23 protein-coding genes are annotated in these 21,460 nt (G+C 61.3%); 15 read left to right on the forward strand and 8 right to left on the reverse strand.

The features are described from left to right. Positions 1-113 precede the first annotated feature (113 nt). Genes topA through SynA1560_RS04545 form a run of 5 tightly spaced genes read left to right on the forward strand, consistent with a single transcriptional unit; the run spans position 114 to position 6,217 of the window. Positions 114-2,831 carry a type I DNA topoisomerase gene (topA, locus tag SynA1560_RS04525; protein WP_186501576.1) on the forward strand — a complete coding sequence of 906 codons (2,718 nt, stop codon included), beginning with the start codon at positions 114-116 and terminating at the stop codon, positions 2,829-2,831. Continuing rightward, a complete protein-coding gene (locus SynA1560_RS04530) occupies positions 2,831-3,379 on the forward strand; it encodes a hypothetical protein (protein ID WP_186501272.1) in 549 nt (182 codons plus the stop codon). Before topA ends, SynA1560_RS04530 begins: the two co-directional genes overlap by 1 nt. Then, on the forward strand, positions 3,379-4,023 hold the full coding sequence (locus tag SynA1560_RS04535; RefSeq protein WP_186470462.1) for a DUF2232 domain-containing protein: 645 nt from the start codon (positions 3,379-3,381) through the stop codon (positions 4,021-4,023). Before SynA1560_RS04530 ends, SynA1560_RS04535 begins: the two co-directional genes overlap by 1 nt. Beyond that, positions 3,995-5,197, forward strand: coding sequence for a nicotinate-nucleotide--dimethylbenzimidazole phosphoribosyltransferase (locus SynA1560_RS04540; protein WP_186470463.1), 1,203 nt, complete (start codon positions 3,995-3,997; stop codon positions 5,195-5,197). The genes SynA1560_RS04535 and SynA1560_RS04540 overlap by 29 nt, the downstream gene beginning before the upstream one ends. Before the next feature lie 9 nt (positions 5,198-5,206). Beyond that, positions 5,207-6,217: an ABC transporter substrate-binding protein gene (locus tag SynA1560_RS04545; protein ID WP_186501273.1), complete on the forward strand. Its 1,011-nt coding sequence runs from the start codon at positions 5,207-5,209 to the stop codon at positions 6,215-6,217. Here SynA1560_RS04545 and SynA1560_RS04550 read toward each other — a convergent pair. Continuing rightward, complete coding sequence (locus SynA1560_RS04550; protein ID WP_186471021.1) at positions 6,206-7,339, reverse strand: aldo/keto reductase; 1,134 nt, start codon at positions 7,337-7,339, stop codon at positions 6,206-6,208. The two genes, SynA1560_RS04545 and SynA1560_RS04550, sit on opposite strands and share 12 nt — an antisense overlap. Positions 7,340-7,353: 14 nt before the next feature. Then, the gene (locus tag SynA1560_RS04555) at positions 7,354-7,929 is read right to left on the reverse strand and encodes a bifunctional nuclease family protein (RefSeq protein ID WP_186501577.1); all 576 of its coding nucleotides are present in this window, start codon (positions 7,927-7,929) and stop codon (positions 7,354-7,356) included. Between the two features lie 65 nt (positions 7,930-7,994). Between SynA1560_RS04555 and SynA1560_RS04560 the strand changes: the two genes are divergently transcribed. Continuing rightward, on the forward strand, positions 7,995-8,642 hold the full coding sequence (locus SynA1560_RS04560; protein WP_186501274.1) for a riboflavin synthase: 648 nt from the start codon (positions 7,995-7,997) through the stop codon (positions 8,640-8,642). 73 nt (positions 8,643-8,715) lie between these two features. Continuing rightward, positions 8,716-9,306, forward strand: coding sequence for an HdeD family acid-resistance protein (locus SynA1560_RS04565; protein WP_186470466.1), 591 nt, complete (start codon positions 8,716-8,718; stop codon positions 9,304-9,306). Between the two features lie 53 nt (positions 9,307-9,359). Here SynA1560_RS04565 and SynA1560_RS04570 read toward each other — a convergent pair whose 3' ends face one another. The 4 genes from SynA1560_RS04570 to SynA1560_RS04585 form a co-directional block, all read right to left on the reverse strand. Further along, a complete protein-coding gene (locus tag SynA1560_RS04570) occupies positions 9,360-9,725 on the reverse strand; it encodes an AbrB family transcriptional regulator (protein ID WP_186471023.1) in 366 nt (121 codons plus the stop codon). Positions 9,726-9,819: 94 nt separating this feature from the next. Then, positions 9,820-10,419, reverse strand: coding sequence for a cytochrome c oxidase subunit 3 (locus SynA1560_RS04575; protein WP_186501275.1), 600 nt, complete (start codon positions 10,417-10,419; stop codon positions 9,820-9,822). Further along, positions 10,416-12,086, reverse strand: a complete 1,671-nt coding sequence (ctaD, locus tag SynA1560_RS04580) for a cytochrome c oxidase subunit I (protein WP_186470468.1) — start codon at positions 12,084-12,086, stop codon at positions 10,416-10,418. The genes SynA1560_RS04575 and ctaD overlap by 4 nt, the downstream gene beginning before the upstream one ends. Further along, on the reverse strand, positions 12,083-12,919 hold the full coding sequence (locus SynA1560_RS04585; protein WP_186470469.1) for a cytochrome c oxidase subunit II: 837 nt from the start codon (positions 12,917-12,919) through the stop codon (positions 12,083-12,085). Before SynA1560_RS04585 ends, ctaD begins: the two co-directional genes overlap by 4 nt. Before the next feature lie 212 nt (positions 12,920-13,131). Between SynA1560_RS04585 and SynA1560_RS04590 the strand changes: the two genes are divergently transcribed. From SynA1560_RS04590 to SynA1560_RS04620, 7 genes are read left to right on the forward strand one after another with little or no spacing between them, the layout of a single operon-like run. After that, a complete protein-coding gene (locus SynA1560_RS04590) occupies positions 13,132-14,076 on the forward strand; it encodes a heme A synthase (RefSeq protein ID WP_186470470.1) in 945 nt (314 codons plus the stop codon). Continuing rightward, entirely contained in the window at positions 14,069-15,076 is a 1,008-nt protein-coding gene (locus SynA1560_RS04595) for a heme o synthase (protein WP_186501276.1), read from the forward strand. Before SynA1560_RS04590 ends, SynA1560_RS04595 begins: the two co-directional genes overlap by 8 nt. Before the next feature lie 27 nt (positions 15,077-15,103). Continuing rightward, a complete protein-coding gene (locus SynA1560_RS04600) occupies positions 15,104-16,117 on the forward strand; it encodes an ATP-binding cassette domain-containing protein (protein WP_186470472.1) in 1,014 nt (337 codons plus the stop codon). 37 nt (positions 16,118-16,154) lie between these two features. After that, positions 16,155-17,012, forward strand: coding sequence for an ABC transporter permease (locus tag SynA1560_RS04605; RefSeq protein ID WP_186470473.1), 858 nt, complete (start codon positions 16,155-16,157; stop codon positions 17,010-17,012). Positions 17,013-17,016: 4 nt separating this feature from the next. Then, positions 17,017-17,736, forward strand: coding sequence for a hypothetical protein (locus SynA1560_RS04610; RefSeq protein ID WP_186501277.1), 720 nt, complete (start codon positions 17,017-17,019; stop codon positions 17,734-17,736). 6 nt (positions 17,737-17,742) lie between these two features. Next, positions 17,743-18,459: an N-acetylmannosamine-6-phosphate 2-epimerase gene (locus SynA1560_RS04615; protein WP_186501278.1), complete on the forward strand. Its 717-nt coding sequence runs from the start codon at positions 17,743-17,745 to the stop codon at positions 18,457-18,459. 30 nt (positions 18,460-18,489) lie between these two features. After that, a complete protein-coding gene (locus SynA1560_RS04620) occupies positions 18,490-18,660 on the forward strand; it encodes a hypothetical protein (protein WP_255477065.1) in 171 nt (56 codons plus the stop codon). Positions 18,661-18,684: 24 nt separating this feature from the next. Here SynA1560_RS04620 and groL read toward each other — a convergent pair whose 3' ends face one another. Further along, complete coding sequence (gene groL, locus SynA1560_RS04625; RefSeq protein WP_186470477.1) at positions 18,685-20,346, reverse strand: chaperonin GroEL; 1,662 nt, start codon at positions 20,344-20,346, stop codon at positions 18,685-18,687. 129 nt (positions 20,347-20,475) lie between these two features. Between groL and SynA1560_RS04630 the strand changes: the two genes are divergently transcribed. Beyond that, complete coding sequence (locus SynA1560_RS04630) at positions 20,476-20,652, forward strand: hypothetical protein (RefSeq protein WP_186470478.1); 177 nt, start codon at positions 20,476-20,478, stop codon at positions 20,650-20,652. Between the two features lie 15 nt (positions 20,653-20,667). Here the strand turns inward: SynA1560_RS04630 and fabG are convergent, their stop codons facing one another. Then, complete coding sequence (gene fabG / locus SynA1560_RS04635) at positions 20,668-21,420, reverse strand: 3-oxoacyl-[acyl-carrier-protein] reductase (RefSeq protein WP_186501280.1); 753 nt, start codon at positions 21,418-21,420, stop codon at positions 20,668-20,670. Between the last annotated feature and the right edge of the window lie 40 nt (positions 21,421-21,460).

Here is a 21,460-nt window from a genome sequence, read left to right on the forward strand (position 1 = left end):
AGAGCGGTTCGGGTGACTGTAGCTGCGCTTTCGTTCTGGCTTGTGGCTTCCGATCAATTCGCTGCAGCCGGCGCGACGGTGCGATAAAGAGGGTGACGGTTACCTGCCCCCCTTTGGCGCACACCCTGGTCATCGTTGAGAGCCCCACCAAGGCCCGCACCATCCGTGGATTCCTCCCCAAGGACTTCCGAGTGGAGGCCTCGATGGGACATGTGCGCGACCTTCCCAACAACGCGAGTGAGATTCCTGCTGCTCAAAAGGGGCAAAAGTGGGCCAATCTCGGCGTCAACACGGAAGCCGACTTCGAGCCCCTATACGTGGTTCCGAAGGACAAAAAAAAGACGGTGAAAGAGCTGAAGGATGCGCTCAAGGGTGCCGATCAGCTGCTTCTGGCAACGGACGAAGACCGTGAGGGAGAAAGCATCAGCTGGCATCTGCTGCAGCTGTTAGCGCCGAAGGTGCCGGTGAAGCGCATGGTGTTTCACGAGATCACCAAAGAGGCCATCGGTCGCGCGCTTGAGCAGACCCGGGAGCTCGACATGGAGCTGGTCCACGCCCAGGAAACGCGCCGCATTCTCGACCGACTGGTCGGATACACCCTCTCGCCGCTGTTGTGGAAGAAAGTGGCCTGGGGGCTCTCGGCCGGGCGGGTGCAGTCGGTGGCCGTGCGTTTGCTGGTGCAGCGCGAACGGGCTCGGCGTGCGTTCCGCAGTGGCAGCTACTGGGACTTGAAGGCGGCTCTTGAGCAGTCCGGCACGCGTTTCGATGCCAAGCTCACCCATCTCGAAGGGCAACGAATCGCCACCGGCAATGACTTCGACGAGAGCACAGGTGGACTGAAGGAGGGCAGCAAGGTCCGATTGCTGAGTGAGGGCGATGCCCGCACGCTGTCAGAAGCTGTGAAAGCCGCCGCCTGGGCTGTCACCACGGTGGAGGAGAAGCCCACGGTGCGCAGGCCCGTGCCGCCGTTCACCACCAGCACCCTGCAGCAGGAATCCAACAGAAAGCTGCGTCTGTCGGCGCGCGAGACCATGCGGTGTGCACAAGGTCTCTATGAGCGTGGCTTCATCACCTACATGCGCACTGATTCGGTGCATCTCTCCGACCAAGCCATCAGTGCGGCCCGTAGCTGCGTGGAGTCCCGCTACGGCAAGGAGTATCTGAGCAAAACCCCTCGGCAGTTCAGCACAAAGGCTCGCAATGCGCAGGAGGCTCATGAGGCGATTCGCCCTGCCGGTGAGAGCTTCCGTGCTCCCCAGGAGACCGGACTCGATGGCCGGGATTTAGCCCTCTACGAATTGATCTGGAAACGCACGGTGGCGAGCCAGATGGCCGAGGCGCGCCTCACCATGCTGTCGGTGGATCTCAGTGCTGCGGAGGCCGTGTTCCGCGCCAGTGGCAAGCGAATTGATTTTCCCGGATTCTTCCGTGCTTACGTCGAGGGCAGCGACGATCCCGATGCTGCGCTGGAGGGCCAGGAAGTGCTGCTGCCGGCCTTAAAGGTTGGTGATGCTCCCAACCTTCAAGAGGTGGAAGCGCTCGGTCACCAAACTCAGCCACCGGCCCGTTTTTCCGAAGCTTCCCTCGTGAAGATGCTCGAGAAGGAAGGCATCGGCCGGCCATCCACCTATGCATCCATTATCGGCACGATCGTGGATCGCGGGTACGCCTCTCTCCTTAACAACTCACTCACTCCGAGCTTCACGGCCTTTGCGGTGACGGCGCTCCTGGAGGAGCATTTCCCCGATCTCGTCGACACCTCCTTCACGGCCCGAATGGAGAACACGCTGGATGAGATCTCCCATGGCAAGGTGCAGTGGCTGCCTTACCTGGAAGGTTTCTACAAAGGCGATGAGGGCCTGGAGTCCCAGGTGCACCAACGTGAAGGTGACATCGACCCGGGGGCATCACGCACCATCGATCTCGAGGGTCTTCCCTGCGTGGTCCGCATCGGCCGTTTCGGTGCCTACCTGGAGGCGAAACGTGTCGGTGACGATGGCGAAGAGGAGCTGATCAAGGCCACTCTTCCCCGCGAGATCACTCCTGCCGATCTTGATCAAGAGCAGGCCGAACTCATTTTGAAGCAGAAGGCCGATGGGCCTGAAGCTCTTGGCGAAGATCCCGAAACCGGTGATCTGGTTTATCTGCTGTTCGGTCAGTACGGCCCCTATGTGCAGCGGGGTCAGGTCAGCGACGACAACCCCAAGCCCAAGCGCGCTTCGCTGCCGAAGGGCGTCAAACCCGAGGATCTCAGTCTTGACGATGCGCTGGGCTTACTCCGCTTACCCCGTCTGCTTGGTGAGCACCCTGATGGCGGCAGGGTGCAGGCCGGTCTCGGCCGTTTCGGGCCCTATGTGGTTTGGGACAAGGGCAAAGGGGAAAAGGATTACCGCTCCCTCAAGGGTGATGACGACGTGCTTGCCGTTGGACTCACCCGTGCCATTGAGCTGTTGGCCATGCCCAAGCGTGGCCGCGGCGGCCGCACGGCGCTCAAGGATCTGGGCAAGCCTGACGGCAGCGATGAGACCGTGCAGGTCTACGACGGTCCCTACGGGCTCTACGTGAAGCAGGGCAAGGTCAATGCCTCTTTGCCTGAAGGCAAGGGGGCTGACGACATCACCCTGAAGGAGGCGGTGGAACTTCTTGCGGCCAAAGCGGCCACCAAAAATAGCAGTCGCAAGTCGGCATCGGCGAAGAAGCCAGCCGCCAAGAAATCAACAGCGAAAAAGCCAGCGGCCAAGAAGCCTGCCGCCAAGAAGCCCCCGGCCACCACCAAATCGGGTCGGCTTCGCGCCAGTGCCGTGCGCGTGATCCGGCCCGCCGATTCCTGATGGACATCCGGCGGTTTTCTTCGGCGCTGCTGCCCCTAGTGGTGCTGCTTCAGGCGTGCTCCAGCACCCCGTTCGGTCAGCAGCTCTCTGAGAGTTTCGATGGGCAGACTGCTGCGGACGTGCCCACCGCTGCACCCTCCCAACCTGAACCGTCCCAATCCCAACAGGCCCAGGCCACGGAGTCGAAGGACGATGGGTCCGATCGCGCTGCTGAACAGGAGCCGCCGAAGGATCCAACCATTTCGGAACCTCAGCAGGTCAGCGCCGATCAGCCGGTTCCAACAAAGGATGTTCAGCCAGCAGATGGTCAGCCAGCAGATGGTCAGCCAGCCGAAGCGCGCGCGGTGCCGGAGCGGACCCGTCCTTATCGGATCATCATTCGCTTGTCAGCTGCTGATCCAGCGGCACCGGCAGAGGGGGTCACGGAAGCTCTGCGGCGCGCGGGAATCGGTTTCGAGGTGGAAACGATTGAGAAAGTTCCTGCGCGAGATCTGAATCCGTCCCCCAGCGCTCAGCCGTCCAGCACGCAGCGACAGCCCGCCTCCTGATGCCTCCAGCCCTCAGTCGTCGTCAGGCTCTGCGCATGATGGAGTCCTCTTACCTAGCGGCCGCGGCCGCGTTGATCTGGCTGGCTCTCTACTACCTGCCGGTTGGCGGTGCGTTGTTCCGGCTCGCCCTGCCGCTTCCGTTGGCCTTGCTGACAGTGCGTCGCGGCGGCCGCGCTGGTGTCGAGGGGCTTGCGGTGGCGATTCTGCTGCTGATCGCCCTAATGGGGCCCGTCCGCGGCCCCCTAATGCTCTTCCCCTACGGCTTGTTGTCGGTCTGGTTGGGCTGGTGCTGGTTGCATCGACGCAGCTGGTGGCTGAGCTGGGGCATCGGTCTGCTCGTCGGTGCGGCGGGCTTTCTGGTGAGGGTTGTGGCGCTGTCGTTGCTGGTGGGAGAAAACCTGTGGCTGGTCATCACCCGGGCTGGGGCTGGCCTGCTAGATCGCCTGCTGGATCTTTTGCAACTGCCCGTGGCTCCAGATCTGCTGCTCGTGCAGCTCATGGCTCTCGCACTCGTGCTGATCCAGCAGCTCGTGTATGTACTGGCGCTGCATGCTCTGGCTTACTGGATCTTCCCTCGGCTGCAGGCTCCTGTGCCTGAGCCGCCTCCGCTTCTGCATGGACTGGTTGCCCTCGATCCTCTCTGAACGGCTTGCGGCCAGCCAGCGGCTGACAGGCACGCCGGTTCCGGCTGCAGCGGCACCGTTCCTGCAGTCTTGGTGTGATCCATCCAGGCCTCTGCCGGATCTGTTGCTGCTGCTGGCTGGCACCAGAACCGCGGAAACCAATGGGATCTCTGCTGCTGGATGTACCCCAGAAGCCCGTCGCACCACGGCCCTCGCCGATGCGGAATTGCTGCTGAACGGACCGTCGGTGGCTCCGCGTTGGCCGCTGCCTCCTCTTCCTGCTGGTGTTTCACCGGCTCTCATCAGCTGGGTCATGTGTGATCAGCTTGGTCTTCATCCGCAGGTGGCGGCGCTAGGGCTGTCTTTGCCGCCACCGTTCGCCCATTTGCGCTGTGAGCCGCCTGAGTTCGGCCCGGCGGACTGCGTGTCCACGGGGCACGCCATGGAGCTCAAACGGGTGCGCCAGTTGCTGCAGCGTGGTCACCGGCTCGGCAGTCGATTGCGGCATCCGTTGCTTCTGGCGGAATGCGTCCCGGGCGGAACGACCACGGCCCTGGCGGTGCTGACCGGTCTAGGTCTGCCGGTGGACACCCTGGTGAGCGGCAGCGCCTTGCACCCCCCCATGACGCTCAAGCAGACCCTGGTTCGGCAAGGGCTTGCGTCATGTTCAACGGGCTCCGACGTTGACATTGGGGTGTTGCTGGCTGCAGTCGGTGATCCGTTTCAGGCCTTTGCGACGGGGCTGCTCCTCGGTGTAGTGGAGGCGGATCAGCCGGTGTTGCTCGCTGGGGGCAGCCAGATGGCTGCAGTGCTGGCCTTAGCACTTCAGGCCCTGCCGCCCTCTGCGCGCCAAGGCCTCTCCAACCAGGTGCTGTTGGGCACCACGGCTTGGCTGGCCGCTGAGTGTCTCCAGGCTTCAGCCGGCCCCTCATCACTGATGGTGTTGTTGCGCAACTTGGAGCAGCATTTCTCGGTGTCGTTGCAGGCTTATGCCGCCGGGCTGCGTTTCAGCAACAGCCAGCAGCCACGGTTGCGAGATTTTGAGCAAGGTCACGTGAAGGAGGGCGTCGGTGCGGGGGGGCTCACCCTTCTGGCCCAGTGGCGTGGTCTTCCGCTCAGTCGCCTGGGGATTGCCTGTGATCGTGCAGTGGATCAATTGCTGGCCCATGGACACCACAACCGGGCTGCCCCGTAGGTTCAAACCATGAAGGCTGCTGTCCCCCCAGAGTTCCCGCTGAATCGCCGTCGCTTTCTCCAGCTCGCTGCCCTCACCGCCGCAGCCGGTCTTAGTGGCTGCAGCCGCGGCAATGCTGTGCCCACCCTGAGAGCCTCAGCGGACACCCTGCCTGCACTCTGGCGTCGCCGTCTTCCCTCCCCCTGGGCGTTCTCTCCCTTCAGCAAGGCTGCTGAGGTTGCTGATGTTTGGCCTCCATCCACCGATCTCCTGGCTCTGACCGATGGTTGGTTAGCAGGTCTTGCGCCATCGCGGCTTCAGGCGATCGCTACATCTCCGCTTGAAAGCCAACTGGGTCGACTCGGCCAGCGGTTTCTGGCTAACACCCCCGAGGCCTGGTCGGGTCTGATGCTGCCGGTGGGATTCAGTCCCTGGGTGATGTTGATCCGCCGCGAAAGCGGCACTGCGCCGGATCTGGATGCAGGCTGGAACATCCTTTTGGACCCGGCGTTCGAGGGCAAGCTGCTGCTGCCATCCAGTCCAAGACTGTTGGTCTCTTTGGCGGATCGGATCAGCGGACCTGACCCGCTGCGTCGTCTCCGTGCTGCTGCACTCAGCTTTGACGACCGCTTTGCGTTGAACTGGTTGTTGCAGGGTGAAGCCCGGCTGGCGGTTCTGCCCTTGCAGCGCTGCATGGGTGCCCTGCAGCGCGATCCGCGTTTGATGGTCGTGCTGCCGCAGCAAGGGGCTCCTCTGCACTGGACGTTGCTGCTGCGACCGACGGGGACCGCCGAGCCAGTGCCGCAGGCTTGGGTGGAGGAAGCCTGGACCCCCCCGCTTCTGCCGCGGATGTTGTCTCAGGGTTGGATTCCACCTCTCCCAGCAGCCACGCTTGCTGCCGCCGCCAATCGGGTCCCCAGCCGCCTGCTGCCCGCTTTGCTGCCACCCGCAACGGTCTGGGATGCCTGCTGGACCTTGTTCCCCTTGGATCCTTCCCAGACGTTGCCGCTGCAGGTTCGCTGGAACGCTTCAGCCCCATAGACGTCGACGTGGTGCTGCGGCCAGTCGCTTGTGGGTGTCGGCCAAAAGCGCTGGAATGGCCAATTGATGGGGGCAGCGCGGCAGGCAGTCACCGCAGGACTGACAGGCCTGGGCATTGATCGTTTCCCACCAGTGGCCAGCCCTGCCGATCAGGTTGTACCGCTCACTGGCGAATTCCATCAGCTCGTGACCGAGCGCCAGATTGCGAAGACGCAGCAGATCAGGGATGGGCACCGCATTAGGACAGGGCAAGCAGGCGCGACACTGCTCGCAGAGCTCGTCACCCAGTCGTTCTCGGCGCTGTTGATCCAAGCGCTCGATGGCCTGGCATTCCTCGGCCTGCAGGGGACCATCGTGTTGGCCGAGCGCGTGGGCCAACTCCAGGTCTGTGGCGTTTTGTGCTCCCACGGTGAGCGTGCTGATGCCTGCGGCCAGCAGATAGCGATAGGCAAGCTCCAGGGGTTGAAACGGGCGGCAGTCCTCAACCAATCGCGTGCTGGGAGCCTGAAGACGGCCGCCCTTGTCTGCGGGCGAAATTGCGAGCACACCCATCGTCTGCTGCAAAGCCAGCTGCGCCAGAGGCATGCGTGTGGGATCGAGTAGATGCAGATGCAGACAGCAGAAACGGAACCGTTGACTCTCGATCGCCTGATGGATCAGGGCATTCGAGCCGTGGCTGCTGAACCCCACCTGGCTCACTGTTCCGCTGTTCAGGGCCCAATCGATCAAGCGGGCGCCCTCGCCATGGAGGGCCCAGTTGAGATGGCTGTCCAGATTCAGCCCGTGAATCGCCAGGTTGTCGAGTCGCTCAATTCCGAGACGCTCAAGGCTTCCCCTCAGAGCGGCTCGACCCTCGTCAAGGCTGAGACCAGGCAACAGCTTGCTGGTGACGACCCAGCCATGGCCGGCCGGTTGGATCCCTTCGCTGTGCAGTTGCGTTAGGGCCTCACCCAGAAAGGATTCGGCGGGTCCATAGGCCGGGGCTGTTTCTAGATGGTTCACCCCCGCTGCATGGGCGGCCCGCAGCACCATGAGCATCTGATCGGGTGCCTGCAGCGCCCGCATCGTGCCCAGCGTGAACAGGCTCACCGGGGGACCATCACCGAAGGGGCGTTGCTGCATCGCTTTGATGCTGCTCAAGGGGGTGGGGTGTCGCTTTGAGAGTCGCGGGAATCGCCAGGGGGCCGGGATTCCAGGTGACGCACCAGTGCGGCGGGGCTCAGTTGATCCAGGAAGCGACGGAATTCGTCCCTGTCTTCCGCATCTGCCTCGGCATCCACGGCGATTGAGGCTTCGGCGACCACTTCCTCCAGCATCCAGATGCTGCTGCCGGTGCGGATGGCTAAGGCAATGGCATCACTGGGGCGCGCATCAATCTCCAACTGGTTGACGCTCTCTAGATCACCGCCAGTGGCATCGTCGCCGTCTGGCTCGTCGCCGAGCGGTTGCAGCCGCAGCACCGCGCGAAAGGTGCTGTCTTCAATGGCATGGATGATCACCCGTTCCAGTCGAAGACCGCCTGCTTCGAGCAGAGCGGCCATGAGGTCGTGGCTGAGCGGCCTGGGCTGTGGTGTGTCGTTGAGGCCGGCCATGATGTTGTGGGCCTGGGCCTGATCAATCCAGATCGGCACCTGACGGGTTCTGGATGGATCTCGCAGCAGCACGATCGGGCTGCGACTGCTGGCATCTAGGGCGATTCCCGCCACGCTCATCTCAACCAAGGACGGCTCCGCCGCTATATCGATTATGAACAGATGACAGGGCTGCAGAGGGGGAGATGTTCACGGGTTTGGTCCAGGCGGTGGGTCGCGTTGAGCGGCGCGGTCGAGCGTTGCTGGTGGAGGGCTGTTCGCCGTTCACCCCTTTGGCACTAGGTGACAGCGTGGCCGTGGACGGTGTCTGTCTGACGGTGGCGGAGCTGGTTGGAGATGGTTTTCTGGCGGATGTCAGCGAAGAGACCCTGCAGCGAACGATCCTGGGTGCGAAGGCTTCGCACGGTGCAGCGGTCAATCTCGAGCCAGCCCTGCGCCTCTCCGATCGTCTGGGCGGCCACCTGGTCAGCGGCCATGTGGATGGCATTGGTGAGGTGGTGGCTGTGGAGGCCTTGCCGCAGTCGTGGCACTTGGAATTGCGCTGGCGGGACCCGTCTTTCGGTCGCTACATCTGCGACAAAGCCAGTATCGCCGTGAATGGCATCAGTCTCACTGTGGCGGGCTGCGCCGAGCAGGGAGCCAGGTTCTGGGTTGCCGTGATTCCCCACACGTGGTCGGTCACAGCCTTGCGGGATCTACAAGTGGGGGATGCGGTGAATCTGGAAATCGACCTGTTGGCTCGGTATACGGAGCGATTGCTCGCGGCCACTTCACCCAAGCCGGAAGGTGCCGCTGTTACCACCGCCTGGCTGGCGGAGCATGGCTGGGGCTGAGGAACGATCACAAACGATGGCCGCTTGTGAAGGGTGTCAATAAGTTGCGGGAGTTGTTCAAGCTGAACCCTCGATGACTGGCGATGAGCGCCCTGACTCTCTGGGCACGTTCAAGGCTTTCACCATTGCCGAAGGCATCCTTCTAATTGTTCTGGGCATCCTCGCCCTGATCTTCCCCGTGATTGCCTCGTTCTGGACCATCGGAGTGATCGCCGTGTTGTTCCTCGTGGGCGGCGTGGTCGGCTGGATCAGCAATCTGGCGCGTTCCGGACGCATGGGGCGCTGGGTCTGCTTCTGGCGTCTGGTGGTCTCCACCCTTTTTCTGGTGGCGGGCGGCTCGATGATCAGCAACTTCCGGGATCCGGAGGAAGCGGCCGAGCAGGTGGTGACTTTTGCCCTGGCCATCGGCATCGTTTTCCTTGTTGAGGGACTGGTCGCCTTCTTCAACGGCCTTGCACACACCAACCGACCGGGTTCCGGCTGGGCGATCGCCAACGGTGTGATCACTTTCGTTCTGGGTTTGCTGATCGTGACCTTGAAGTTCTGGGGTCTGCTGTGGGTGCTCGGAACCCTGGTAGGAATCAGTTTCCTGTTCAGCGGCCTCGAACTCATGATCTTCAGCTCAACCCTGCATGACGATCAGGATCCTCCAGCTGTGGCCTGATGGACCAACGCTCAGGGGAACTCAGGCAAAACCCATATGCCTGGGTTGCGAATTCACTCCGACGCCGGGGATTCCTCGAGGGGCAGGAGTGTGATCGTGCCTGAATCTTTGTTCAATTCAATCTTGAACTCCTGGCCAGGCACGAGGTCAAGTCGTCGCGTATAAGCATGACCGATCAGTAGGTTGCCGTTGCCGTGAACGCGCGTGCGGAAATCGGCCTGACGTCCCCTTGGGCCGCCGCTGCCATTGCCGCTGCTGGAGGGCAGCTTGTAGCCCTTGGCTTCAACGAGCGCGCGGTAAAAGCTTTTGCGCAACAGCCGGCCACTGGGTCCGACGTAGCCGCAGCCACGGGCAATTTCGTCCTCAGGTCGGTTGCTGAGGGCCCGGGCCTTGTTCAGTAATTCCTCTCCAACCAGCATCTTTATCGGAAAAGACACATCAATTCTGGCTTCAGAGTGCAATCTGGGCAAGGAATCCATGGGGATTCCCTGCACAAAGCAAAGACGGTCTGTTTCAGATCAGGTAGAGAATCACGAACAGAATCACCCAGATGCCATCCACGAAGTGCCAATAGAGCTCGGCGGCTTCGAGGGGGAAATGATTGCTGGCGCTGATGCGTCCTGATGGGGTGCGGCATTGCCACCACACAATCAGGATCATCAAGGTCCCAAGGGTGACATGCAACCCATGAAATCCAGTCAGGGCATAAAAAGTGCTGGCGAAGAGATTGTCAGTGAGACCAAACGGCAAGGTGAAGTACTCCACCATCTGACTGGCCAGGAAGGCCAGGCCAAGGCCCGCTGTGAGCAGGAGCCAGAAACGGCATCGATCGTTTTCCTGTTGGCGCAGATTCGCTCCAGCGCGATGAAATGTGGCACTGCTCACCAGCAGGAGGATGGTGTTGAGGGTGGGCAGCGGCAGTTCAAGTTCGTAAATTGCACCTGGCAGGAGTGGATTGACCGCTTTGAAGGTGAGATAAGCGGCGAAGAATCCGGCGAAGGTCATGGCATCAGCCACCAGAAAGGTGGCCAGTCCGAACATGCGGTGATCGGGATGCTCCGCTGCATGCGGATCGTGATTGGTCAGGTCGTGATCCTGGGTGGTGATGGTCATTGGCCGCTGCTCCAGAGATCACTGCCGCTGGCAGAATTGAGGTCAATTTCATCGGCGGGAACCCCATAGCCATAGGGATGGGTCACCAAGGGCGGTTCGCCGGTCCAGTTCTCCACTGGTGGCGGTGAGGACGTCAGCCATTCCGGTGTGAGCGCTTTCCAGGGGTTATCCCCTGCGGGTGCTCCGGAGAACGCGCTGGCCACCACATTCCAGAGGAAAGGAAGCGTGCTGATGGCCATCAATAGGGCTCCCACGCTGCTGATCTGATTCACCAGAGCAAATTGAGGGTCGTATTCCGCCACGCGTCGGGGCATGCCATTAAGGCCAAGCCAGTGTTGAGGCGCGAAGCAGAGGTTGAAGCCGATGAACGTGATCAGGAAGTGAAAACGCCCCAGATGCTCGTTGAGCATGCGGCCAGTCACTTTGGGGTACCAGTGATAGATGGAGGCGAAGATCACAAACACCGATCCCCCGTAGACGATGTAGTGAAAGTGGGCGACCACGAAGTAGGTGTCGTGGACATGCACATCGAAGGGCACTTGCGCCAGGGCGACGCCGGTGATGCCCCCCAAGACGAAATTCACGATGAATCCGCAGGAGAACAAAACAGCACTGTTCAGGCTGATCCGCCCGCCCCAGAGGGTGGCTAGCCAGTTGAAGAATTTGATGCCCGTCGGTACGGCGATGAAGGCCGTAGCAATCGTGAAGAACAGGCGCATCCAGGGAGGAGTACCGCTGGTGAACATGTGGTGCGCCCAAACCACAAGGCCCAGCACCACAATCGCCATGATCGAATACACCATCGTCGCGTAACCGAACAAAGGTTTTCGGCAATGCACCGGCAGGATTTCACTGACGAGCCCGAAAGCCGGCAGCACCATGATGTAGACGGCAGGGTGTGAGTAGAACCAGAAAAGATGCTGATACACCACCACATTGCCCCCCAATCCAGGATTGAAAAATCCGGTGTGGGCCACGATGTCGAAGCTCAACATGATCAATGTGCCAGCCAGCACGGGCGTGGAGAGCACGACGAGAATGCTGGTGCCGAGCATGGCCCAGCAGTACATCGGCAACTGCATCAGTTTCAAACCGGGTCGGCGCAGTTTGAGAATGGTGGCGATGAAATTGATGCCTCCGAAAATGGAGCTTCCACCTAGTAGAAGCACACTCAAGATCCAGATGATTTGCCCAGTGGCCGGTGTGGTGATGCTGAGGGGGGGATAGGCCGTCCAACCCGATTGCGCCGCACCCGTGATGAAATAGCTGCTGATCAGCATCAGCCCTGCCGGAGGAATCAGCCAGAAGGCGACGGCATTCAGCCTGGGATAAGCCATGTCCCTCGCGCCGACGTAGAAGGGAATCAGATAGTTACCAAAGGCGCCATTCACCACCGGCACAATCCATAGAAAAATCATCACCGTGCCGTGCAAGGTGAGAATCTGGTTGTAGACATCTCTCGGCATGAAGTCCGAGATGGGGCTGAGCAGCTCAGTGCGAATGGCGCCGGCCATCGCCCCGCCGATCAGATAAAAAGCGAAGCCGCACACCAGGTACTGGAGGCCGATCACCTTGTGATCGACGCTGAAGCTGAAATAGCGCAGCCATCCACTGGGTTGCAGTGACGCTGACGACGGTGTGGATGGTGGGGGTGCGGTGATGGTCATGCTTCAGAAGGGGTGGTCTTGCTGTTGGCCTGCAGCCAGGTCTCGAAGTCATCGGCGCTGTCCACCACGACAGAGGAGCGCATGCCGCCGTGATAAGGCCCACAGAGCTCTGCGCAAACGATCGAATAAGTGCCAGGTCGAGTGGGTGTGAAGTCGAGAACCGTCGGTTGCCCAGGGATAACGTCCTGTTTCAGCCGGAACTCAGGGATCCAGAACGCATGGATCACATCCTTCGCTTCCATTGTCAGTGAGACAGGGCGATCGGCTGGGACGTGCAGCTCCCCAGAAATGAAGTCGCCTTCCGGGTAGTGGAACAGGAAAGCGAACTGCATCGCCGTGACCTCGATGGGAAACGGTGCGATGGCCGACGCCTTGGCCGTTTGGGAATCCTGTGTAGAGCCAATGCCTCCCCAGATCCGTTGCTCCGTCGCGCTGGCAGTCGCACTGACGGCTCCATGGTTGCCATGGCCAAGGGGAACCATGCCGCCCATGCGTTCGTAGATGTCGTAGCTGTAGAGCCCGACAAACAGAACAACGATCGCGGGAACTGCCGTCCAGAACACCTCGAGCGGCAGATTGCCTTCCAGGGCGATGCCATCACCGAGTTGGCCAGGACGTCTCCGGAAACGCACCAGACTGAACACAATCAACCCAACGATTCCGACGAAGAGAATCGTGCCAATGCTGAACAAAACACGAAATAACTCGTCGTAGATGGGCGCATTCACGCTTGCATCCACCGGCAAAAGATTCACGTTCTGGCCAATCCAAAGCCCCCCGAGAACGAGGAGCATTCCTAGGACAAGCGTGAGGATGGCTGAAGGAATAGGCACCCGAACTTTGATGGGGGCAACTTCAGGCTATGGAGGTTGGTTTCAATCACCACCTACTGATTGTTAAACCAGCCTGAAAATCTCTCGGCCTGGCTGACTTTCTCGAGGTTTGTGTCAGCAAAGTCGCATCACTCTCCTGATTCTGTTGTTGCAGTCGTGCACACATCGTGCCGTTTTGATTGAGATCGCTACGTTCCGTTGATCACCACTCCATGGAGGAGTCGACGTTGACTGCATCGTCTCTTGCTCCGATCCGTCGACGTTTGGCCCAGCTGGCTGCGCATCTGGTGGTGGCCTTGGTGGCCTTAGTGGTGATCGGTGGCGCGACCCGCGTCATGGAGGCTGGTCTGGCGTGTCCGGATTGGCCGTTGTGTTACGGCACGCTGCTGCCAGGGCGTCAGATGAACCTCCAGGTTTTCTTGGAATGGTTTCACCGACTGGATGCCTTCGTGGTGGGGGTTGCACTCATGGTGCAGCTCGGTGCTGTGTGGTGGTGCCGCCGAGATCTGCCGAGATGGTTGCTGCCCATCAGCGCTTCCCTGGTGCTGATGGTCGCCCTGCAAGGAGGGCTGGGGGCTCTCACGGTTCTGCAGCTTCTTCCTTCCGCGGTGGTGACCGCTCACCTGGCTCTGGCACTAACGCTCGTCGTCACCGTCAGTGCACTCACACAGGTGCTTCTCGCCGACGCCTCGACCACGGCCGCTCCGCGCTGGTGGGTGCTGCTCGGATCCTTCAGTGTTTTGGCAGTGTGCGGGCAAAGCCTCCTCGGCGCCCGCATGGCTACGACCTGGGCGTCCCAGCGTTGCCTGGAGGCCGGAGCCTCCTGTCATTGGTTGCACTGGCATCGGATGGCCGCCACTCCCGCGGCTCTTTCGGTGCTCGTTTTCGTCCTCGTAGCGCTGTTCAGCGGGCGTTGGGGTCGCAGCCAGTGGCCGCTTCTGTGCACAGCCCTCCTGCTTGTGGGCACCCAGATCGCCCTTGGCGTCAGCACGTTGCGGCTGGGTTTGTCCCAGCCCGCTCTCACCGTTGGTCATCAGTTGGTGGCTTGCCTGCTGGTGGCCGTGCTGGCGGCGCTCACGTTTCGGCGTCAGCCTCCCGCCAGCGATGCGCTGATCGCCCTTCCCGATTCTTCCGCTTTGGAGGCCTGTCATGGCTAGTGCCACTCCGACCGCAGCTGCAGCTCCTCTCACCCGGGACCAGGTGGTCCCCTCCCGTCGCCGCATCAAGCTGCCTCCATGGTTGGAGGTGGCCAAACCAAGGCTGATTCCTTTGCTTCTGGCCACCACTCTTGGTGGGATGGCGCTGTCGGAAGGCTGGCCTCTGTCGTCGCCACGACTGGCCTGCACCCTTGGAGGTGGAGCCTTGGCCTCCGCTGCGGCAGGTGTTCTCAACTGCCTCTGGGAACAAGAGCTGGATGGTCGGATGCAGCGAACTAGTGGTCGTGCTCTCCCATCAGGACGGCTCTCCCCGACCGCCGCTTTCGCAGGTGCCGTGTCCTGCACCCTTGCCGCGGCGACGTTGCTGGTCAGCGGTGTGAACTGCCTGGCGGCCGGGTTGTCCCTGCTCGGTCTGTGCAGCTACGTACTTCTCTACACGGCGCTTCTCAAGCCCAGAACCACTCAAAACATCGTGATCGGCGGAGTGGCTGGGGCGATTCCGCCGCTGGTGGGTGCTGCGGCCGCCACCGGTCATGTGGGCCTGAGCGGCTGGTGGCTCTTCGCGTTAGTGATGGTCTGGACCCCTGCCCACTTCTGGGCCCTAGCTCTGTTGCTTCGCGACGACTATCGCGCCGTTGGAATTCCCATGTTGCCGGTGGTCAAAGGCCCCGTTGTGACTGCTCGTGCTATCCGCCGTTACGGCTGGGCGACGGCTCTGCTCAGTTTGCTCGGTGTTGTCGCGTTGCCAGAAGGTGGTGTGCTCTACGGCTTGCTGGTAATTCCCTTCAACGGGCGCTTGCTTCAGATGGTGGAGCATCTCGCCCAGGACCCCAGCAGTTCCGAACGCGCCAAAGGGTTGTTCCGCTGGTCGATTCTTTACCTCTTCGGTATTTGTCTGCTGCTGATCCTCAGCCGTCAATCGGATGCAGCACTTTTGGACGCGCAGGTGAGGGGATGGATGCTGATGCTGACGGGCGGGTTCTCAGGGACATCTGCCTAGATTTTGCGAGTTCGTTTCTGTCGGTAGATGTCTCTGCTGGAGCTGGACCAACTGGAAAAGTCCTACGGGTCCGTTGAGGCTCTGAAGGGACTCAGTTTGTCTGTTCCTTCCGGTTGCCTGTACGGCTTACTCGGCCCAAATGGTGCCGGAAAGACAACGGCCCTGCGCATCCTGGCCACCTTGCTTGCCCCTGATCGCGGCACCGTGACGGTTGGAGGCGTCAATGCCTTGGAGAACCCGCGTGTTGTCCGCCAGCTCATGGGATTCGTGGCTCAGGAGGTGGCGATCGACAAGATTCTGACTGGACGTGAGCTCCTGGCTTTGCAAGGCGATTTGTACCACCTACGTCGCGCCGAGCGGAACCAAAGGATCGAGACCCTCATCGACCGCCTGTCGATGAACGAATGGATTGATCGCCGCTGTGGCACCTACTCAGGCGGGATGCGTCGTCGGCTGGATCTGGCTGCCGGACTCCTGCACGAGCCTCGATTGCTCGTTCTGGATGAACCCACGGTGGGGCTCGATATTGAAAGTCGTGCCGTGATCTGGGAAGTGCTTCGTGATCTTCGAGATCAGGGAACGACAGTGTTGCTTAGCAGTCATTACCTCGAGGAGGTGGAGGCCCTGGCCGACCGCATGGCAATCATCGATGCCGGTCGCGTGATCGCCGAAGGCTCACCCGACGGCCTCAAGCAAGACCTGGGTGGCGACAGGGTGACCTTGCGAGTGCGTGAATTCAGCGATCAACCGGAGGCCGAAAAGGTGCGCCATCTACTGGAGGGCTTGGACGGCGTCAGGCGGATTGTGGTCAACCGCGCTCAGGGCTACTCGCTCAACCTCGTGGTGGATGGCGAGCACGTGCTGTCAGTACTCAAAACGCAGCTCGCCAGTGCTGATCTCGAGGTGTTCTCCCTGTCCCAGAGCCGTCCAAGCCTCGATGATGTCTACCTGCAAGCGACGGGTCGCACCCTGATGGATGCTGAGCTGGCCGTTGCGGGTCAACGCGATCCCAAGCTCGAGCGTCGTCAGTCGATGCGTTGAAACACAGCCCTCTGTTGTTCCTGTTTTTGTCTTCTTCATGACCAGTCCAGTCATCGGTGCTCCATCCGCCCAACCCGTCGACCGCTCAGCTTTGTCCGAGTTGGCGCAGGAGACGTCTGCACTGACGCGCCGGTTGTTCCTTCAGTTGCAGCGTCGCCCGTCAACGCTGGTGGCGGGAGTTCTCCAACCGTTGATCTGGTTGGTGTTGTTCGGTGCACTGTTTTCGCGCGCTCCAGAGGGATTGCTTCCCGGTGGCATGAGCTATGGGCGCTTCCTTGGGGCTGGCGTGATTGTGTTTACGGCCTTCAGCGGGGCTCTCAATGCAGGGTTGCCGGTGATGTTCGACCGGGAGTTCGGCTTCCTGAACCGACTGCTGGTGGCTCCTCTGCGCAGTCGAAGCTCGATTGTGCTGGCGTCGGTCATTTTCATCACCACCCTCAGCCTGGTTCAGAGCCTGGCGATCATGCTGATGGCCGCGCTGCTGGGTTACGGCTGGCCTGGAGCTGCGGGTCTTCTGCTGGTGATCATCACCTTGCTGTTGCTGGTATTCGCGGTGACGGCACTCAGCCTCGGCCTTGCGTTTGCTTTGCCTGGTCACATTGAATTGCTTGCGGTGATCTTCGTGGCCAATCTGCCGCTGCTGTTCGCCAGCACTGCGTTGGCACCCCTCAGCTTCATGCCCCCCTGGCTGGGCTGGCTTGCAGCGCTGAATCCCCTTACCTTCGCGATTGAACCCATCCGCGCCGCCTATGCAGGTCCATTGGATCTGTCGTCGGTTCTTTTGGAAGCCCCTTACGGTCCGGTCACCGGAACCACCTGTCTGCTGGTCCTGACGCTGTTAACTGCTGCGTTGTTCCTGCTGATTCGCCCTCTGCTCAATCGCAAACTCGCCTGATCCCGTGACTCAGTCTCCGTACCAGCATCAGGATCCACGCCGGATCGACCTGCAGCGTCTGATCGATCAGGCGCAACGGGATGGCGATGCGCAACGTCTGGCGCGTCTCGAGCTGCAGTGGGTCCATCGCTTTGGGGTGGATTCGCTACCGCAGAGCACCACGCTTGAACGCATCGATGATGCCGCTGTTCATCCCGACGTGTCTCCAGCCTTGATGGAAGAAAGCTCCGCTGAGGCGATCGCCGCCGTTGAGCTGGCTTCCTCTGAGACAGCCACCTCAGAGACAGCCACCTCTGAGACAGCCCCGCCCGACCTAGCCACGCAGACCCCAGCCGCTACCACGGATTCGGTCACGGCTGATTTAAAGGCAGTTCCTGCTCCCGAAGAGCAGCGCGTTGACTCGACGGCCAGTCCCTGGTCAGCGCTGGAGCCAGAGCCAGAGCTGGAGACAGAGCCAGAGCCAGCACTGCAGGCCGATCAAGAGCAGCCGACGACTTCGGACTCAGGGTTCAGTCGTTTCACTGCGCTCTTGAAGGATTGTCTTGATGATGTGGGACTGGTCGTTGATCGTGAGGACCGCACCAGTGGCGCTTCACCAGCCCCTTCCGCAATCTCTGCTGCTGCACCAGCACCATCCCCCAGGCCCGTTCCAGCCTCAGGCCCCCGTCGTCTACGCCGATGGTTGACTCCCGTCGATGCTGACGATCTGCCTAAGGCGTCTTGAGACTCCATGGCTGGTTTCCTTGATGCGCCCCTTGATCGTGCCCAGCTCAAGCGCGGCTTGATTGTGTCGGTGCAGGCTCCCGAGGGATCGCCCATGCGCCATCCGGATGTGATTGCAGCCATGGCGGAAGCGAGCCTGCGCAATGGGGCCCTGGGTGTTCGTCTGGAGAGTCCGGAACATATCGGTGCCGTTCGGGAACGCTGTCCTGATGCCTTGATCATCGGGCTGTGGAAGCGCACCTGGGCTGGAAGTTCCGTCTACATCACTCCGCGATGGCATGAGATCCAAGCGGTCTGGGCCGCGGGCGCCGACGTGGTGGCCTTAGATGCCACCGATCGCGTGCGCCCGGATGGTGAACGGTTAGAGGATTTGGTGCGTCGCGCTCGATCAGAGCTTGGAGCCCCGTTGATGGCCGATGTCGACACGCTGGCCAATGGGCTGCGCGCGGCTGCGTTGGGTTGTGACTGGGTTGGAACCACGCTGTTCGGCTACACCGAAGCGACAGCAGCCTCGTCTCCACCGGCCTGGGATCTCATTCAGCCCCTGCGTGAGCAGTTGCCATTGACCACCCCCTTGATCTGTGAGGGCGGCATCGCATCGGCTTGCGCAGCTGCTGACGCCATTCAGCGCGGTGCAGATGCAGTGGTGGTGGGAACGGCCATCACCGGCGTGGATCTCCAGGTTGCTGCCTACAGGCAGCGGATGGACGTGCAGACTGGTTGAGTCTCGCGAGACTCAACCATGCTTCGCCTGATGTCGGCCCCGGCAATGATCGGTGGATTGGTTTTCGCCCTGCCTCTCGCGGTCCTTCCGATGAGCGAACTTCAGGCTTTGAATCGGGAGTTGGGCTACCTCTGCCGCAACCCCCCGCGCGAAGCCTTGACGGTGTGTCGGATTCATGCGCGCCTGGTGAGATCGTTTTGATCCGATCAGGCGCGCGTTGTTGAATCACATCATGCCGGGCATGCCCATGCCTCCCATGCCTCCCATGCCACCCATGCCACCCATCGGGTCGCCGCCGGGTGCAGCTGCTGCAGCGGGTTCGGGCTTGTCAGCCACCACCACCTCTGTGGTGATCAGCAGCGAAGCGATCGACACCGCGTCCTGTAGGCCCAGGCGAACCACCTTGGCAGCATCCAGGATGCCGGCCTGAAGCAGGTCTTCGTAGGTTCCGGTGAGGGCATTGAAGCCCTGGCCGGTGCGCTGGACCTGCTCCACCACCACATCCCCGTTGGAGCCAGCATTGATGGCAATCTGCTTGAGCGGTGCGCTCAGGGCACGCTTCACGATTTCCACGCCAGTGCGTTGATCACCCTCGAGCTTCGAGGCCACGGCATCGAGAGATCCGGCGAGCTGCAGCAGGGTGGTGCCACCACCCGCAACAATTCCCTCCTCCACTGCGGCGCGCGTGGCATTGAGAGCGTCTTCGATACGCAGTTTGCGGTTCTTCAGCTCCGTTTCGGTGGGAGCGCCCACTTTGATCACCGCCACGCCGCCGGCCAGTTTGGCGATCCGTTCGGTCAGCTTCTCGCGGTCGTATTCCGATTCGGTGTTCTCCAGCTCGCGACGGATGGAGGCCACACGGTCAGCCACGGCGGCCTGACTGTCTTCGCCCGCCACGATCGTGGTGTTTTCTTTGCTGATGGTGATTCTGCGGGCGCGTCCGAGGTCCTGAAGCGTGACCTTGTCGAGGGTCATGGCCTTGTCTTCGCTGATGACGGTGCCACCAGTCAGGATGGCGATGTCAGCCAGTGCTGCCTTGCGTCGCTCGCCGAATGACGGAGCACGCACAGCGGCCACTTGCAGCACACCACGGTTCTTGTTGACCACCAGGGTGGCCAGGGCTTCACCGTCCACCTCTTCGGCCAGGATCACCAGTGGGGAGCCGGACTGTTGAACCGTCTCGAGCACCGGCACCAGATCGGTGACGGAGCTCACCTTCCGATCGGTCAGCAACAGCAGTGCGTTGTCGAATTCGCACAGCTGACGGTCACCGTCGGTGACGAAATAGGGAGAGCTGTAGCCGCGGTCGAAGGCCATTCCTTCGGTCACTTCCAGCTCGGTGGCGAGGGACTTTGACTCCTCCACGGTGATCACACCGTCCACGCTTACCCGGTCCATGGCCTCAGCGACCATCCGGCCGACCTCTTCATCACCACCGGCACTGACCGTGGCGACCTGACGGATGGCATCGCCGCTGACGTCTTGACTGCATTCGGCAAGGCCTGCCACCACATGGGCGACGGCCGCTTCCATTCCGCGACGCAGTTCGATCGGGCTGGCACCCGCCGCTGTGTTGCGCAGGCCCTCTTCGACCATGGCCTGAGCGAGCACGGTCGCCGTGGTGGTTCCGTCGCCAGCCTTGTCCTTGGTCTTGGACGCCACCTGCTGGATCAGCTTGGCCCCGATGTTTTCAAAGGGGTCTTCCAGTTCGATTTCCTTGGCGATCGTGTCGCCGTCGTTAATGATGTCGGGCGCTCCGAAGGACTTCTCAAGCACCACATTGCGACCGCGGGGGCCGATGGTGACGCGCACGGCATCGGCAAGGGCATTCATCCCACGCTCGAGCGACGCGCGAGATTGATCTGAAAAGCTGAGAAGTTTGGCCATAAACAACACTTACCCAATTGCTAATTTCCCATAGCAACAGGTCGCTTGACCCGGTTTTGGAAGTGGGGAAAGCCGAATCAAGCCGCTCTGATCACAGACGGATCGAACTCAGCTCGTTAGCGTTGATCCATGACTGATTCAGGGGTGCTGTTTTTCGGTCTGATGGCCGCTTTGGCGGGCTCCCTGGCCCTCGTCTATGTGCCTCTGAGGATTTTTCTGACGGCCACGGAGCGCAGCCGTCGGTTTCGTCTGCTGCAGCGGATTCGCAAGTTGCGAGATGAGCTGGGACAGCCCCTCGAACGCTGATCACAGCCTCATAATTCAACCCATCACCATGCCTCCATCCACTTGGATCACCTGACCGGTGATGTAAGCGGCGGCGGGATCGGCGGCGAGGAAGCGGACGGTGCCAGCCACCTGTTCGGGTGTGCCGAAGCTTCCGAGTGGAATGGCCGCAAGGATGCCCTCGGCGTTTAGATCCTTGGTCATGTCTGTGGCGATGAAACCAGGCGCCACAGCATTCACAGTGATCCCCCGACTCGCCATTTCCTTGGCTGCACTGCGGGTGAAGCCCACGACCCCTGCTTTGGCGGCGGCGTAGTTCGCCTGACCTGCATTGCCCATGAGACCCACCACAGAGGTGATGTTGATGATCCTTCCGCTCTTTTGCTTGAGCATCGGACGGGTCACAGCGCGCGTGCAGAGGAAGACACCACTCAGGTTGAGGTTGATGACGGACTGCCAGTCAGAGGTTTTCATGCGCATCAGCAGTCCGTCGCGCGTAATTCCGGCGTTGTTCACCAGGACGTCGATGCGGCCACTTCGCTCCAGCACGGCCTTGATCAGCCCATCGACGGCCTCCTCATCAGCCACGTTCGCCTGGAGGGCATAGGCCTTTCCCCCTGAGGCCTCGATCGCCTGCACCACGGCTTCTGCCGCATCAGGGGAACTGGCGTAATTCACCACCACCTCGGCACCGGTTTCGGCCAACGCCAGGGCAACGGCCCTGCCGATGCCCCGGCTGGCTCCAGTGACCAGGGCGATTTGACCTTCAAGGGTGTGAGTGGTGCTCATCCATGGACCTGCGGTCGGTTGATCGTAAGCACCGATCATG

This window comes from Synechococcus sp. A15-60 (assembly GCF_014280095.1).
Lineage (GTDB): Bacteria > Cyanobacteriota > Cyanobacteriia > PCC-6307 > Cyanobiaceae > Synechococcus_C.